Origin of the sequence: Kitasatospora sp. NPDC059973, assembly GCF_042737525.1 — a bacterium.
Taxonomy (GTDB): domain Bacteria; phylum Actinomycetota; class Actinomycetes; order Streptomycetales; family Streptomycetaceae; genus Kitasatospora.
Genome location: NZ_JBHWUI010000194.1, coordinates 1 through 14,018, shown reverse-complemented (window position 1 = coordinate 14,018; position 14,018 = coordinate 1). Strand labels below are relative to the sequence as shown.

The 14,018-nt window shown below is 76.0% G+C and carries 16 protein-coding genes and 1 pseudogene; 7 read left to right on the top strand and 10 right to left on the bottom strand.

Annotation, left to right across the window (positions count from 1 at the left end; genetic code table 11):
* Positions 1 to 247 precede the first annotated feature (247 nt).
* Positions 248 to 682, bottom strand: a complete 435-nt coding sequence (locus ACFWA9_RS34095) for a CBS domain-containing protein (protein WP_329491208.1) — start codon at positions 680 to 682, stop codon at positions 248 to 250.
* A gap of 151 nt (positions 683 to 833) precedes the next feature.
* Between ACFWA9_RS34095 and ACFWA9_RS34090 the strand changes: the two genes are divergently transcribed.
* From ACFWA9_RS34090 to ACFWA9_RS34060, 7 genes and pseudogenes are all read left to right on the top strand, one after another.
* Positions 834 to 1,718: a helix-turn-helix domain-containing protein gene (locus ACFWA9_RS34090; protein ID WP_380392540.1), complete on the top strand. Its 885-nt coding sequence runs from the start codon at positions 834 to 836 to the stop codon at positions 1,716 to 1,718.
* A 35-nt stretch (positions 1,719 to 1,753) separates the two neighbouring features.
* On the top strand, positions 1,754 to 2,176 hold the full coding sequence (locus tag ACFWA9_RS34085; protein WP_380392537.1) for a VOC family protein: 423 nt from the start codon (positions 1,754 to 1,756) through the stop codon (positions 2,174 to 2,176).
* A 49-nt stretch (positions 2,177 to 2,225) separates the two neighbouring features.
* On the top strand, positions 2,226 to 2,573 hold the full coding sequence (locus ACFWA9_RS34080) for an MmcQ/YjbR family DNA-binding protein (RefSeq protein ID WP_359839700.1): 348 nt from the start codon (positions 2,226 to 2,228) through the stop codon (positions 2,571 to 2,573).
* A 43-nt stretch (positions 2,574 to 2,616) separates the two neighbouring features.
* Entirely contained in the window at positions 2,617 to 3,738 is a 1,122-nt protein-coding gene (locus tag ACFWA9_RS34075) for a saccharopine dehydrogenase (protein WP_352290886.1), read from the top strand.
* Entirely contained in the window at positions 3,735 to 4,364 is a 630-nt protein-coding gene (locus tag ACFWA9_RS34070; protein WP_380392534.1) for a TetR/AcrR family transcriptional regulator, read from the top strand. Before ACFWA9_RS34075 ends, ACFWA9_RS34070 begins: the two co-directional genes overlap by 4 nt.
* A 73-nt stretch (positions 4,365 to 4,437) precedes the next feature.
* Positions 4,438 to 5,316, top strand: a pseudogene (ligD, locus tag ACFWA9_RS34065) (non-homologous end-joining DNA ligase); the annotation flags it as partial.
* Positions 5,317 to 5,484: 168 nt separating this feature from the next.
* Positions 5,485 to 6,336, top strand: coding sequence for a DNA ligase (locus ACFWA9_RS34060; protein WP_380392543.1), 852 nt, complete (start codon positions 5,485 to 5,487; stop codon positions 6,334 to 6,336).
* 21 nt (positions 6,337 to 6,357) lie between these two features.
* Here ACFWA9_RS34060 and ACFWA9_RS34055 read toward each other — a convergent pair whose 3' ends face one another.
* The 9 genes from ACFWA9_RS34055 to ACFWA9_RS34015 all read right to left on the bottom strand — a co-directional run.
* Positions 6,358 to 6,666 (bottom strand): hypothetical protein, encoded by a 309-nt coding sequence (locus ACFWA9_RS34055; protein WP_352290883.1) that lies wholly within the window; start codon positions 6,664 to 6,666, stop codon positions 6,358 to 6,360.
* A 5-nt stretch (positions 6,667 to 6,671) separates the two neighbouring features.
* A complete protein-coding gene (locus ACFWA9_RS34050; protein ID WP_352290882.1) occupies positions 6,672 to 7,115 on the bottom strand; it encodes a hypothetical protein in 444 nt (147 codons plus the stop codon).
* A 69-nt stretch (positions 7,116 to 7,184) separates the two neighbouring features.
* Positions 7,185 to 7,637, bottom strand: coding sequence for a hypothetical protein (locus ACFWA9_RS34045; RefSeq protein WP_359811087.1), 453 nt, complete (start codon positions 7,635 to 7,637; stop codon positions 7,185 to 7,187).
* Positions 7,638 to 7,748: 111 nt separating this feature from the next.
* Positions 7,749 to 8,354 (bottom strand): GNAT family N-acetyltransferase, encoded by a 606-nt coding sequence (locus ACFWA9_RS34040; RefSeq protein WP_380392530.1) that lies wholly within the window; start codon positions 8,352 to 8,354, stop codon positions 7,749 to 7,751.
* Between the two features lie 124 nt (positions 8,355 to 8,478).
* The gene (locus ACFWA9_RS34035; protein ID WP_352290879.1) at positions 8,479 to 9,138 is read right to left on the bottom strand and encodes a TNT domain-containing protein; all 660 of its coding nucleotides are present in this window, start codon (positions 9,136 to 9,138) and stop codon (positions 8,479 to 8,481) included.
* A gap of 215 nt (positions 9,139 to 9,353) precedes the next feature.
* Positions 9,354 to 10,673 (bottom strand): geranylgeranyl reductase family protein, encoded by a 1,320-nt coding sequence (locus ACFWA9_RS34030; RefSeq protein ID WP_380392527.1) that lies wholly within the window; start codon positions 10,671 to 10,673, stop codon positions 9,354 to 9,356.
* A gap of 158 nt (positions 10,674 to 10,831) precedes the next feature.
* Complete coding sequence (locus ACFWA9_RS34025) at positions 10,832 to 11,809, bottom strand: ABC transporter substrate-binding protein (protein WP_359839707.1); 978 nt, start codon at positions 11,807 to 11,809, stop codon at positions 10,832 to 10,834.
* Positions 11,810 to 12,123: 314 nt separating this feature from the next.
* Entirely contained in the window at positions 12,124 to 13,224 is a 1,101-nt protein-coding gene (locus ACFWA9_RS34020) for an ionic transporter y4hA (RefSeq protein ID WP_352290876.1), read from the bottom strand.
* 105 nt (positions 13,225 to 13,329) lie between these two features.
* On the bottom strand, positions 13,330 to 14,018 hold a 689-nt coding region (locus tag ACFWA9_RS34015; RefSeq protein WP_380392523.1), incomplete at its 5' end, for a lytic murein transglycosylase.

Sequence of the window (14,018 nt, the reverse complement as noted above, 5' to 3'; positions counted from 1 at the left end):
AGGTCCTCGCCGCCCAGGGCCCCGGCGCCTGGCCCGTCTGCTCCGTCAAGGCCGGCCTCACCAAGTAACACCCCCAGCACCACCCGCCACACCCGACCACCCCGGGCACGACAACGCCGCTGCACCCGACCACCCGGTCCGGTCCAGCGGCGTCGTGGCACACCCGGACGGCGCCGAACCGCTCACGCGGAGGGGCACCGGCCGAGTCGGCCCGGGGCGCTCCCGCACCGGGCCCGGCGCCGCGCGATCACCGCATCATGTAGACGCTGTCCATGAATTCGATGATCTGCTGGTCCGTCAGCCGGTGGCCGTCGCGGTGGCCCATGGCCAGGTCGGCCTCGCTGATCATGCCCACCAGCCGGTCGCCGTCGATCACCGGGATGCGCCGGATCTGGTGCTGCTCCATCTTCTTCAGCACCGCCTCCATGGAGTCGTCGGCGCGGACGCAGTGCAGGTGCCCGGCCAGCTCCATGGCGGTCATGTCCGCCGGCTCCTTGCCCTCGGCGATACATCGGACCACGATGTCGCGGTCGGTGATGATGCCCTTCAGCTTCTGGTCGTCGCCGCAGATCGGGAGAGCACCGACGTTCATGTCCCGCATCATCATGGCGGCTTCGGCGAGCGTCTGGTCGGCGCGGATGCACTGGGCACCGGTGTGCATGATCTCTCGGGCAGTGGTCACTGGGACTCCTTCGCAGGTCTTCCCCCCGAGCACCGGGTGTTCCGGTGCGCTCACCATAAGCAACACCCCGGGCGCCCGCGAGCCAGCACGGCGGCGCCCCCGGCCCGCCGGGACCGGCACGGGGACCGGCACCGGGACCGATACTGGGGGCGTGACGCAGGACCTCCCCGACCCGGTCGACGAGTCCGTACGGGCCCGGCCCGCCGGCGCGCTGCGGCCGTACGTGGCCTGGTACTCCGGCTACCGCCAGCGCGGCCTGGCACCCGCCGTGCACCGGGGCCTGCCGTCCCCGTACCTGACCTTCATCCTCACCCTGGACGAGCCGCTGACCGTCGCCGGGCACCCGGATCCGGCCCAGCCCGGCGGCGACTACGCCACCTTGCTCGGCGGGCTGCACACCTCGCCCGCCCTGATCACCCACGACGGGCGGCAGTCCGGCGTCCAGATCGCCGTCCACCCGCTGGCCGCCCGGGCCCTGCTCGGCCTGCCGGCCGGGGAGTTGGCTGGCGTGGACGTGCCCGCGGAGGCCGTGCTGGGGCGGGCGAGCGGGCGGCTCCAGGAGGAGCTCCAGCTGGCCGCCGGCTGGCCGGAGCGGTTCGCCGTCCTGGACGGCGCGCTGCTGCGGGCCGCCCGTCCCTCCGGGCGGGTGCCGCCCGAGGTCGTCCGCGCCTGGTCCGAGCTGCGGCGCAGTGGGGGGTCGCTCCCGGTGTCGGCGCTGACGCGGGAGACCGGATGGAGCAGCCGGCACCTGCGGAGCCGGTTCCGCCACGAGACCGGGCTGACCCCGAAGGCCGCCGCCCGGGTGATCCGGTTCGACCGCGCCCGGCACCTGCTGGCCGCTGCGGGCCCGGCGCCCCGGCTGGCGGAGCTGGCGGCCCGCTGCGGCTACTTCGACCAGGCCCACCTGGCCCGCGAGTTCCGCGCGCTGGCCGGGTGCGCGCCCAGCCTCTGGCTGGCCGAGGAGGGCCCGGACGCGGCGAAGTTCCGAAACGTCCAAGGCGGCCCAGGGGCGGCGGCGCCAGAGTGGGGGTCGTGAGAGGAACCCGGACCGCCCCGAGGAGGCAGATCCCCATGAACGAGAAGACTCCCGCCCCGCAGGTGTGGCCCAGCCTGCGCGCCCGCGACGCCCGTGCCCTGATCCGCTTCCTGGTGGAGGCCTTCGGCTTCGAGGAGGTCGTCGCGTACGGCGAGGGCGAGTTCGTCGCGCACGCCGAGCTGGCCTGGCCGGAGGGCGGCGGCGTGATGCTGGGCTCCGACCGGCCCGAGGCCGAGGGCGGCGAGCCCTGCCCCGGGCAGCCGGGCGCCTTCAGCGCGTACGTGGTCACGGCGGAGCCGGACGCCCTGCACGCGCGGGCCGTGGCCGCCGGGGCCCGGATCACCGAGGAGCTGCACGAGACCGAGTACGGCTCGCGGGACTTCGCGGCCGCCGACCCGGAGGGCAACCAGTGGTACTTCGGCACCTACCCGGGCTCGCCGCGCCCGTCGGCCGGCTGAGGCGGTGGCCGCGGTGACGGCCGCGGGGCCGGCGGGGCCCCCTACGGGGGTGGCGGGCCCCGTCGACCGGCTGCGGGCGCTCTGCCTGGCGCTGCCGGAGGTGTCCGAGCGGGTCAGCCACGGGGAGCCGACCTGGTTCGCCGGGGCCGGGCGGCGGGCCCGGGTGTTCGTGATGCTCGCCGACCACCACCACGACGACCGCCTCGCCTTCTGGTGCCCGGCTCCGGCGGGCGCCCAGGAGTTCCTGGTCGCCGAGGCGCCGGAGCGGTACTTCCGGCCTCCGTACGTGGGCCACCGCGGCTGGGTCGGGGTGCGTCTCGACGGACCGCCGGTCGACTGGGCCCGGATCGAGGACCACGTCGGGGACGCGTACGCGCTGGTGACGGGGCTCCGTTGACGGACTCACAGAACTTTTAGGTCGACTGACCTATTCTTTCCCCATGAACCTCTCCCCGGACGTCCACGACCACCTGACCCACGATCCCGAGGGTCCCGTCCTGCTGGTCGGCGGCTACGGCACCGTCGGCGCCGAGCTGGCCCGGCTGGCGGCGCCCGACTGGCCCCTGCTGCTCACCGGCCGCTCCGAGCAGCGCGGGGCCGCGCTCGCCCAGGAGCTCGGGCAGCCGGCCGGCACCCCGGCCGTTACCGTCCGCCGCTGGGACCTCGCCGACCCGGCGCCCTTCGACGCCGCCGTCCGCGCCGTGGTGGGGGTGGTCAACGACCCGGACGACCGCGTGCTGCGGGCCGCCGTCCGGGCCGGTGTGCCGTTCGTGGACGTGACCCGCTGGACGGCCCGGCTGCAGCGGGCCGCCACGGTGGCGGCGCTGCTGCGCCCGAGCAGCCCCGTGCTGCTCTCCTCCGCCTGGATGGGCGGGGTCACCAGCCTGGTCGCGGCCGCCCTGGCGGAGCGGCTCGGCGGCGCCGAGCGGGTCGAGACCGCGATCCGCTGGGACCTCGCGGACCGGGCCGGCGCCGACTCGGTGGAGTTCATGGACCGGCTCGGCCTGGACTACGAGGTGGTCCGGGACGGCCGCCGCCGGTCGGTGGCCCCGCTCAGCGGGCCGCGCACCGTACGGATCGGTGACGACGCCACCAAGGTCGCCGGGATCGACACACCGGAGCAGTTCACCCTCCCGCTCACGCTCGGTACGACCACCGCCACCACCCGGATCGGCTTCAGCTCCCCGCTCAGCACCGCGGCGCTGCTGGCCGCCAAGCACACCGGACTCTTCCGCTGGGGCCGGGGCGACCGCTGGGAGCCGGCCCGGCGCGCCCTGCTGTACTCGCCCGGCGAGGGCGGCGTGGCCCGGCTGCGGATCGACGTCGGGCACGGCGGGGCCGGGCTGGGCGCGGTGGTCGAGGACCGCTCCGGGCAGGCGCACCTGACGGCGGTCGGCGCCCTGCTGGGCCTGCGACGGGTGCTCGGGACGGACGGCGCGCCGGCTCCGGCCGGGGTGGCGTTCCCGGAGCAGACGCCCCGCCCGGGTCGGGTCCTGGCCGACCTCGCGGCCTTGGGCGTCACGGTCGACGTCCGGAGCGAGCGGGCGGCGGTGGCGGCGTGAGCGGCAAGGGCGAGCAGCGGCGCGCGGAACTCCTGGACGCGGCCGAGGACCTGCTGGTGACCGCGGGCGGCACCGAGCTGTCGATGCGGGCGGTCGCGGCGGCGGCCGGGGTCCGACTGGGGCATCTGCAGTACTACTTCCCGACGCATGCCGCGCTGGTGGCGGCCGTCCTGGGGCGGGTGCTCACCCGGTCCGCCGAGCGGCTGGCGCCCCTGCTCGCCCCGGCGGACCCGGCGACGGATCCGCCGGCGACGGCGGACCCGGCGGGCGCCGGGGCGGCCGAGGCCGCCGACCGGACGGCACAGGCACTGATCAGCGCCCTGCTGGCCGAGCAGGAGGACGCCCGGCTGGTGCGGCTGTTCGCCGAGGTCTGGGCGTTCGCCGCCCGGGACGAGGCAGTGGCGGACGCCGTCCGCGCCTTCTACGCCGACTACCGGGCCCGGATCGCGGCCTTCCTCGCCGACCGCCGGCCCGACCTGCCGGACGCCGTCGTCCAGGGCCGCGCCCAGGTGTTCCTGATGCTGGTCGAGGGCGCCTCGCTGTTCCGCTCCGGCCTCGCCGGGGTGCGTGAGCCGGCCGCCGACGAGGAGCTGCTCCGGACGGCCCGTAGCCTGCTCGCGCCGTAGCGGGCGGGCGGGCAGACTGGCTGCGCGGGCCCGGCGAACGGGCGCGCGGTCCCGGCGCAGCTCGGAGGCGGCCATGCCGCAGATGGTGGTGGACGGGCGCTCGATCGCCCTCTCGCACCTGGACAAGGTGTACTACCCGCGCACCGGCACGCTGAAGGGGGACGTGCTGCGCTACTACGCGGCCGTGCACACCGTGCTGCTGCCCCATCTGCGGGACCGTCCGGTCTCCTTCCTGCGCTGTCCGGAGGGGGTCGAGGGCGAGGCGTTCATCGCCAAGAACCCGCCCGCCGGGACACCTCGCTGGGTCCGCACCGTGGAGGTGCCGAGCAGCTCCGGGGACCTCCGTCAGGTGGTGCTGGACGACGGTGCGGCGCTGCTCTGGGCGGCCAACCTGGGCTGTCTGGAGCTGCACGTGCCGCAGTGGCACGCCGCCGCGCCCGGGCTGGCGGACCGGCTGGTGCTGGACCTCGACCCGGGCGAGGGCGCGTCGGTGCTGACCTGCCGGACGGTGGCCGGGCTGCTGCGCGAGCGGCTGGCGGCGGACGGCCTCGACTGCTGGGTGAAGACCTCCGGTTCCAAGGGGCTGCACCTGCTGGTGCCGCTGGAGCCGACGCCCAGCAGCAAGGTCTCCGCCTACGCCAAGGCCCTCGCGGCCGCGCTGGAGACGGCCCATCCGGACCTGGTGGTGCACACCATGGCCAAGGCGCGCCGGGCCGGGCGGGTCCTGGTGGACTGGTCGCAGAACAACGCCAAGAAGACCACCGCCGCGCCCTACACCCTGCGGGCCCGGCCCCGGCCCACGGTGTCCACGCCGGTCTCCTGGACGGAGCTGGAGGCGGCCGGCTCGACGGCGGACCTGACCTTCGACCTCGCCGAACTCCCGGACCGGCTGGCGGAGTTCGGGGACCTGCTCGCGCCGCTCCTGGACAGCGGGCGGGCCCGCCCGCTCCCCCCGCCGGCGTCGGCGCCGTCGTCGCCGGACGAGCCACCGGCCGGCCGCAGCGACCCGCCGCGCAGCAGCACCCGCACCCGCACGCGCACCCGCACCGCCACCGGTAGCGGCACCGACAGCGACAGCGGCACCGGCTCCCCGGTGGTGCTGGAGCCGCCCGTCGAGGTGATGCGCCCGGCCGCCGTGACCGCCGTCCCGCCATCCGACGGTCTCGGCGGCTCCGGCGTGCAGTACGAGCTGAAGCTGGACGGCTTCCGCTGTGTGGCCTTCGCCCGCGGGGAGCGCCCGGCGTTCCTGCAGTCCCGGTCCGGGCGGGACCTCGGCGCGGAGTTCCCCCCGATCGCCGCCGCCGTGGCCCGGCTGCCCGCCGGGCTGGTGCTGGACGCGGAGCTGGTCGCCTGGCGGGACGGCAGGTTCGCCTTCGAGGAACTGCTGCGCACCCGGGAGGGCCGGGCGTCGGACGGGGTGGCGCTCGGGCTGGTCGCCTTCGACCTGCTCGCGCTGCCCGGGCGCGACGTCCGCCGACTGCCGCTCACCGACCGGCGCCGGCTGCTGCTGGCCGCGCTCGACGGCGTCCCGCCGCCGGTCCAGCCGGTGCTGGCCACCACCGACCGGACGGAGGCGCTGAACTGGATGGAGCGGCTGGCCGACACCGGCGTCGAAGGGCTGCTCTGCAAGGCCGCCGGCTCGGCCTACCGGGCGCGCGGCGCCGGCCGGCTCTGGGTCAAGTACCGGCGCAGCGACACCGTCGACGCGACCGTCCGGGCGGTCGTCGGAACGGCCGCCCGGCCGCAGGCGCTGGTCCTGGAGCTGGACGACGGCCCGGTGCTGCTCTCCACGCCCCGGCTCACCGCGGTGCAGGCGCGGCAGGTGGCGGAGGCGGTGGACGGACTGCTGGGCGCACCGGTGCGCGACCCGGACCACGGCAGCCTGCGGCCGCTGACCGGCCCGCTGCGGGCGGAGGTGACCGTCACCGGCCGGCCGCCGGCGGCCACCTTCGTGCGGCTGCGGGGCGACTGATCCGCGCGCCCGGGGCCGGGATCACCCCGGGCCCGGCCGGCCGCCCCCACGCGCCTCGACGACGGCGGGCGGGGGGAGGGCACGGACGTGCGCCCGGGGGCAGTCCAGGTGGACCACCAGCTCCAGATGGTCGATCCGGGCCACCAGGGCGACCGGCACCGGGACCCGGAAGCCCGGCACCCACGCCCCGGCATCGACCAGCAGCCGGTCGCCGGTGTCCCGCTCGACCCGCCCGAGCGGGCCGTCGGTGCCCTCGACCTCGTAGCCGACCAGGGTCTGGTCGGCGGCATGGTGGGAGCCCGGGCGGTACTCCCGCAGTTCGGTGGTCATGGTGCTCACGCCTCCGGCCGGTCCCACGGCCGGCGCTCGCGGCCCTCGGGCCGGTCCCGGCCGTCCGGGCGTTCCCGCCCGTCGGGGCGGTCGCCGCCCAGCAGGCCCTCCGGGGGGATCCCGGCCGCGCGGCGGCGCCGCCGCAGCAGCAGCGCCACCACGGCCGCGACGGCCACGCTGACCGTCCAGACCAGTACCACGGCGGTCAGTACGGGCACGGTCGGGGTGCGCACGCCGATGCTCAGGCAGATCGCGGACATCACCAGCGCCGTCATCACCACCCCGGCGGGCAGCCGGTGCCACAGGCGACTCAGCCCGCCCCGGACCCGCCCCGGCCGTTTGACCCCCATCGTGCTCAACCGCCGGTTCAGGCGGGCGTCCTGGCGCAGATCGCTCTCGATCTCCTCCAGGAGACGCCGCTCCCGTCCGCTCAACGCGGGTCCGTCCATCTCGGTCACCTCCGACGCTTCCGGTGACGCCGTCCTCGTCTCCGGGCGGATGCCCGGTCGGGGTGTACGTCAACCGCTCCGGCCGGCCGGTGCGGCCGGAGCCGTCGGGCGGCAGTCGCCGAAGGCCCGGGGCCGGGCCAACAGGCTGTCGTCCAACACGCGCAACAGGGCGGCGGCGTCGCGGTGCACCTCGACCGCGCCGGCCGCCCGCAGCTCGGACCGCGGTCCGGCGTCGCCCGCCACGGCGACGCACGGGACCCGTGCGCGACGCGCCATCAGCACCTCGCGCAGGCTCGCGGCGACCACCACCGCGTGCTCGGGCCTGCCGTCGACCAGGCCGAGGGCCGCCCGGACGGGCTCGTCACCCGGGGCCGCCAGGGCCAGGACCGGTACCTCGGCCGGCCCGGGCCCCATCACCAGGACCGTCCAGCCTCGCGCCGCGCACTCGTGCAGCAACGCTTCGGAGCCGGGTGACGCGGTGCGCCAGTCGGTACCGAAGAGTGCCGCCGAGATGACCGTCATGGCCCACCGTCCCCGTTCCGCACCGCGCACGGACGCGCCCTTCCAGACTAGGCCCGTACCCCCGCCGCGCGCCCGGGCACGGCTGCGCCGGGGCCGGACCGGGAGGACCGGTCAGCGCAGCGGCGGCTCGGGATCGGTGGCGAGGCGGGCGTGCAGGTGCTCGTCCTGGTAACCACCGTCGCCGTAGTGGTGGGAGGCGCGCAGGGTGCCCTCGGCGGGGTAGCCGCAGCGCTCGGCCACCCGGCAGGAGGTGTCGTTGCCGACCGCGTGGGCGATCTCGATCCGGCGGGTGCCGGCCGTGGCGATGCCCCAGCCGGTGACGGCCCGGACGGCCCGGGTCGCGACGCCGCGCCCGCGGGCGGCCGGGAGGAGCCAGTAGCCGATCATCGCGAGCCCGTCGGCGCGGTCGACCCAGCGGAGCGCGCAGTTGCCGAGCAGCGTGCCGCCGGCGGCGCCGACCACCGCGAAGGCGGCCGTGGCGCCGTCGGCCCAGCCCGCGTCGCAGCGGTCCAGGTAGGCCTCGGCCCCGGCCGGGTCGGTGACGCGGAGCGGGTTCCACCGGGCGATCTCCGGATCGGCGGCGGCGGCCAGCAGCCCGGGCACCACCCCGCCCCGGACGTCGGTCAGCCGGCCCCAGGGGTGGAGCTGGATGTCGCCCAGGTCGAGGATCACGGCGGTGAAGCCGCGCCGGTCGGGGGTGGTCTCAGTGGTACTCATCGGGCCTTCCTATCCCGGACCGGGTGGGCGCGCCAACGAATTTCGCGCCCGGCCGGGCCTCCCGGCGGCGGAGGCCCGCCGGGCGGGTCCGGCGGGCGGGTCCGGCGGGCGGGTCCGGCGGGCGTCAGATCCGGGCGAGGTACCCGTGGTCGACGAGCCAGAGCACGTTCAGCCGGGCCGGCCCGTCCGGCACGAGCCCGGCGTCGAGCTGGTACTGGAGGCCGAGACCGGGCTGGCCGAACCACGGCGCGATCGGGCCGGCGTGCACCTTGAACGGCTTGAGCACCTTGTAGTCGTGGTAGTTGCAGCTCGGCGCCGGGGTGCTGTCGAGGCTCTGCGGGGGGATCGAGCGGCTGGCGTAGGGCAGGCCCTCGGGGGCGAGGAAGGCGCCGTACTCGCTGCCGTAGCGGTCGATGTTCTGGTTCGGGTACAGGGTGACCTCGACCTCGACCGGGGTGCCGTCGGGGAGGGTGAGGTAGCCGTCGGCCGGCGGGTAGATCCAGCCCGGGCCGCCGTTGTTCGCGGTGGCGCCGTAGTAGGTGGCGAGGAACGTGTCCTCGGGGAGGCCGCCGGTGCGCCGGTAGCCGATCAGCTCGCGGCCGACCGGGCCGGTGCGCGGCAGGTCCTCGGGGCCGAGGCGGGGGTCGCCGTGGTGGTCGGCCGCCGAGCACGCGTCGGAGGGGGTGGCTTCGGCCGGGTCGGCGGCGGACGCCGGAACGGCGGGGGCGAGCAGGGCCACTACCGCGGTGAGCGGCGCGAGGAGCAGGCGAAGGCGAAGGTGCACGGTGTCTCCGTCGGATCGGCGTCGGTGCGGACCGGAGGATGGTCGGTCACCCTCCGTGTCCGTGTCGCCACCCAGACAAACGGACCACCTGACCCCCCGTCAACCGGAACGGCTCACGACACCACCCGTCCCACCGGATCCGGCCAACCGGCGCCCGCCCGGCCCTGGGGGCGCGCAGACTGGAGGGTCACGCCCCCGGGGCGACCGGCGGGCGGTCAGCGGCTGCTGGGTGCCAGCTTGCCGAGGGCGTGCACCACCCGGTCGAGGGCGTCGCGGGAGTTCGGCTCGGTGAGGTTGACCATCAGCCGGAAGGCCACCTTCAGCAGGGCCGGGTGGCCGAGGCCGAGCGCACCGGCGGCGCCGAGCAGCCGGGGGCGGCCGAGCACGTCGGCGACGAGCCGGCCGAGCGCGAAGTAGCCGTCGTAGGCGGAGCGCAGTGCCTGCGGGTAGCCGCGCAGGGCGAGTTCGCGGCCGCGGTCGGTGCGCCGGGCCAGCGCCTGGACGACCGTCTCGGCGGCGTACCGGCCGGACTCCATCGCGTAGGCGATGCCCTCGCCGGTCGCCGGGCTGACCGTCCCGCCCGCGTCGCCGACCAGCAACAGGCCGTCGGCGTAGTGGGGTTGGCGGTTGAGGCCCATCGGGAGGGCGGAGCCCCGGACGGGCTCGGTGACGCCCTCGGGGGTGTAGCCGTACTCGGGCGGCAGCGCGGCGCACCAGCGCCGCAGCAGGTCGCGCCAGTCGAGTTCGCCGGCCACCGCGGCGGTGTCCAGCACGCCGAGGCCGACGTTGGCGGTGCCGTCGCCCATCCCGAACACCCAGGCGTAGCCCGGCAGCAGGCGTCGCGCCGGGTCCTTCGGGTCGCGCAGGTCGAGCCACGCCTCCAGGTAGCGGTCCTGGTGCCGCGGGGTGGTGAAGTACGTCCGGTAGGCGACGCCCATCGCGCGGTCGGTGCGGCGGTAGCGCTTCATGGCGAGGGAGAGCCTGGTGGAGTTCCCGTCGGCGGCGACCACCAGCGGCGCGCGGTAGTCGACGGGCTGCCGGTCCTCCCCCAGCCGGGCCGTCACACCGGTGATCCGGCCGGTCCTCTCGTCGACCAACGGGCCTGCCACATTGGCGTGTTCGACCAGCCGGGCTCCCGCCGAGGCGGCCCGGCGGGCGAGCAGCTCGTCGAAGTCCGCCCGCCGCCGCACGAGTCCGAAGGAGGGGAAGGCCGACAGCTGCGGCCAGTCCAGCTCCAGCGTGCGCCGGCCGGAGACCAGGCGCAGCCCCCGGTTGTGCAGCCAGCCGGCCTCCTCCGAGACGTCGATGCCGAGGTCGACCAGCTGCTTGGTGGCACGGGGTGTCAGGCCGTCGCCGCAGACCTTCTCCCGGGGGAAGGAGGACTTCTCCAGCAGCAGCACGTCGAGCCCGGTCCGCGCGAGGTGGTAGGCGGCGGTGGAGCCCGCCGGGCCGGCGCCGACCACGATCACGTCGGCGCCGTCCTCCGGGCGGCCGGTGGCACCGGCGGCGGACAACTGCTGCTCTGGGCCTGGCATCTCGCACTCCCACGTGGTCATCGGATCGGCTGCGGACTCAGCGGACTCAGCGGACTCAGACGATAGGGACAGCGGCCACCGTGCCGCGCCCCGACACGCGGGCCCCGCCCCGATCGCCGGTCGTTGCGGCCATCGGGGCCGGGGTCGGCGCCACCGCGTCAGAGGCCGCCGTTGACCACCGCGCTGGAGACCGCGCCGAAGCGGACGTTCCACTTGTCGAGGATCTTGTCGTACTCGCCGCCGCGGATCACCTGGTCCAGCGCCTTGGCGACGGCGTCCCGCAGGGCGGTGTTGTCCTTGGCGACGGTGATGCCGTAGGGGCCGGACTGCAGGAAATGCGTGTTGGCCAGCTGGAACACCCCGGCCCGGCCCGGCTGGGTGGTGTTGTACTGGGCCACCGGGTAGTCGTTCAGATCGGCGACCGCGGCGCCGGAGGCCACCTCGGCGAGCGCCTGCTCGTCGGTGTCGAAGCGGTGGATCTGCAGGGGCTTGCCGATCCGCAGGCAGGCCGCGGTCTGCCGGCCGGCCAGTTCGTCCTGGACGGTGCCGCGCTGGACGGCGACGGTCCGGCCGCAGAGGCTGTCCAGCGTGGTGAGGTTCAGCTGGTTGCCGGCCTTGACCACCATCGAGGTGCCGGTGGCGAAGTAGTCGACGAAGTCCACGCCGGGGTCGGCCTGGTGCCCGTCGTCGGCGGCGCCGAGCTGGCGCTGCTTGGTGTCGATGACGGCCGACATCGCCAGGTCGAGCTGCTTGGCCTGGACGGCCGGGATGAGCTTGTCGAACGGCATGTCGGTGAATTCGACCCGGAGGCCGAGGTGGGAGCCGATCGCCCTGGCGAGCTCCGGGTCCAGCCCGGCGGGCTCGCCGGCCGGGTCCTTGAAGTCGACCGGCGGGTAGGTCAGGTACGAGCCGATCTTGAGCACTCCGGCGTCCCTGACGGCCTTGGGGAGGCGGGCGCGGAGGTCCTGCTGGCTGCCGGGCTGGGCGACGGGGGCGCTGCCGCAGCCGGAGAGCAGCAGCCCGCCCGCGCCGAGCGCGGCGGCGCGCAGCGGTACCCGGGAGCGGGTGCGGGAGCGGGTGGTCGGGGAGGTGGGGTTCGGTCCGGACGGGGGTACGGCGAAACGGGTGCGGTGCATCGCGGTGCGTCTTCTTCGCAGGTGAGGGGAGCAGGCAGGGAGACGCCGCGCCGGAATGGCTGCCGGGGTACGGAGCGCGGACCTCGTCGCCGTGTGCCCAGTCGGGCCACCCTGGGGTGAGGGGGTGGCCGGTCGGCGGAGGTCCGCCGTCGGGGGCGGTCCGGGCCATCCTCGCACGCCGCCCCGGCGGGCCCGGGCGGCGGGTGGGCGGACGGCGGCCCGGCGGACGTGCAGACGGCGGCCCGGCGACGCCCTTCGTCGCCGGACCGCCGGTTCCGCCCGCTTCGGCCCGCTCCCGCCCGGTCCCCGCCCGCTCAGGGATTGATCGCGAGCACCACGTACGCCGCCAGCACCGAGAGGTGGACGGCACCCTGCAGCGGCGTCGCGCGGCGCGGGATGACGGTGAGCGTGCCGACCGCGACGGTCAGCACGAGCAGCACCAGGTGCGTCGGCCCGAGGCCCAGCTCCAGCGGCCCCGGGAGCCAGGCGGAGGCGATCGCGACGGCCGGGATGGTCAGGCCGATGCTCGCCAGCGCCGAGCCGAGCGCCAGGTTGAGGCTGGTCTGCACCCGGTTGCGCAGGGCCGAGCGCAGCGCCGCGATGGTCTCCGGCAGCAGCACCAGCAGGGCGATCACCACACCCACCACGGAGGACGGCAGCCCGGCCGAGTAGACGGCGGACTCGATGGTCGGCGAGACGCCCTTGGCCAGGCCCACCACCGAGATCAGCGCCACCGCCAGCAGGGCCAGGCTGACCCGGGTCGCGCGCATGGTCGGCGGATCGGCGTGGTCCTCCTCGTCGAGCACCTTTCCCTCGGGGGTGACCGGCAGGAAGTAGTCCCGGTGGCGGAAGGTCAGGGTGGCCACGAACAGCCCGTACAGCACCAGCGAGGCGGCCGCCGCGAAGGCCAGCTGGGCGGGCGCGAACTGCGGTCCCGGCGAGCTGGTGGTGAAGGTCGGCAGCACCAGGCTGAGCGTGGCGAGGGTGCCGATGGTGGCCAGCGCCGCGCCGGTGCCCTCGGCGTTGAACACCGCCACCCGGTACTTGATCGCGGCCACCAGGATGGAGAGGCCGAGGATGCCGTTGCAGGTGATCATCACGGCGGCGAACACGGTGTCCCGGGCGAGCGTCGCGGCCTTGTCCCCGCCGTCCGCCATCAGGGTCACGATCAGCGCCACCTCGATGACGGTGACCGCGACCGCCAGCACCAGCGAGCCGAACGGCTCCCCCACCCGGTGCGCCACCACCTCGGCGTGGTGCACCGCGGCGAGCACCGCGCCGGCCAGGAAGCAGGCCATCACGCCCACCACCCAGCCGGGCAGGTCGCGGTGCCAGGTGAGGACAAGGACGACGAACGACACCACCGGGACGACGACGGTCCACCGCGTGGTGGCCGCGCGGAGCTTCGTGATCATGCGGCCGAGCATCGCATTGCCGGGGCCCGGTAGCCGGGCAACCCCGCCGGTGGGGCGGCACGGATGTGGTCGGGGTCATACCGTGTCCGAACCGTTCCGGGCCGCTCAGCCCCCGTACTCCGCGAGGTAGCCGAGCACCCTCGCGACGTGCGGCTTCACCCGATCGGGGACGCCGCCCGCGTCGGCGACGGTCTTGTCGCTGGTCCGGTAGCCGGCGGTGATCAGGGCCGGGAGGTCCCGGGTGTAGCCGCGGCGCTTGAGCTGCTGGTCGAGCCAGCAGACGTAGTTGCCCATCGAGACGATCGCGTCGGCCGGGTCCATGTAGTCCTTGGTGCCGTCGTGGTCGCCGTCCTGCGCCCAGGCGTTGAAGACGGTGGGCGTCCACATCGCGACGCCGTACTCGCCGGTCTCCGGGCGGGCGGCCTCCGGGTCGAAGCCGCTCTCGGCCTTGAGCATGGCCGCCAGCAGGGCGGGGGTGATCTCGGGCTCGGGGCAGCGCCGGGCGGCGTCCTGGATCGGGCCGCGCAGCGCCTCGGGGATGTCGGACCCCGCCGGGATCCCCCCGGCCGGGGCCAGGGCGGCGGTCGCCGAGGGTGGCGCCTGCGCCGCTCCCCCGGAGGGCGGGCCACCGGACGCCGGCGCGGTCGGTGCGCCCGGCGCCAATCCGGCCGTCGCCCGGTCGGACTGCTCCGGGCCGCCCGCGAGCAGCAGCACGGCGGCGACCAGCGCGGCCGGACCGGCCCCGGCGAGCAGCCGGCGAGCGCGCTCCGGGCGCGGCGCCCGTACCGGGCCTG

What these genes read in the sequence shown, in the direction of transcription:
- ACFWA9_RS34030 (WP_380392527.1), bottom strand. Translation starts at nt 10,673, where the DNA reads ATGCCAGGCCCAGAGCAGCAGTTGTCCGCCGCCGGTGCCACCGGCCGC.
- ACFWA9_RS34025 (WP_359839707.1), bottom strand. Translation starts at nt 11,809, where the DNA reads ATGCACCGCACCCGTTTCGCCGTACCCCCGTCCGGACCGAACCCCACC.
- ACFWA9_RS34055 (WP_352290883.1), bottom strand. Translation starts at nt 6,666, where the DNA reads ATGACCACCGAACTGCGGGAGTACCGCCCGGGCTCCCACCATGCCGCC.
- ACFWA9_RS34075 (WP_352290886.1), top strand. Translation starts at nt 2,617, where the DNA reads ATGAACCTCTCCCCGGACGTCCACGACCACCTGACCCACGATCCCGAG.
- ACFWA9_RS34060 (WP_380392543.1), top strand. Translation starts at nt 5,485, where the DNA reads ATGCGCCCGGCCGCCGTGACCGCCGTCCCGCCATCCGACGGTCTCGGC.
- ACFWA9_RS34045 (WP_359811087.1), bottom strand. Translation starts at nt 7,637, where the DNA reads ATGACGGTCATCTCGGCGGCACTCTTCGGTACCGACTGGCGCACCGCG.
- ACFWA9_RS34020 (WP_352290876.1), bottom strand. Translation starts at nt 13,224, where the DNA reads ATGATCACGAAGCTCCGCGCGGCCACCACGCGGTGGACCGTCGTCGTC.
- ACFWA9_RS34050 (WP_352290882.1), bottom strand. Translation starts at nt 7,115, where the DNA reads ATGGACGGACCCGCGTTGAGCGGACGGGAGCGGCGTCTCCTGGAGGAG.
- ACFWA9_RS34040 (WP_380392530.1), bottom strand. Translation starts at nt 8,354, where the DNA reads ATGAGTACCACTGAGACCACCCCCGACCGGCGCGGCTTCACCGCCGTG.
- ACFWA9_RS34085 (WP_380392537.1), top strand. Translation starts at nt 1,754, where the DNA reads ATGAACGAGAAGACTCCCGCCCCGCAGGTGTGGCCCAGCCTGCGCGCC.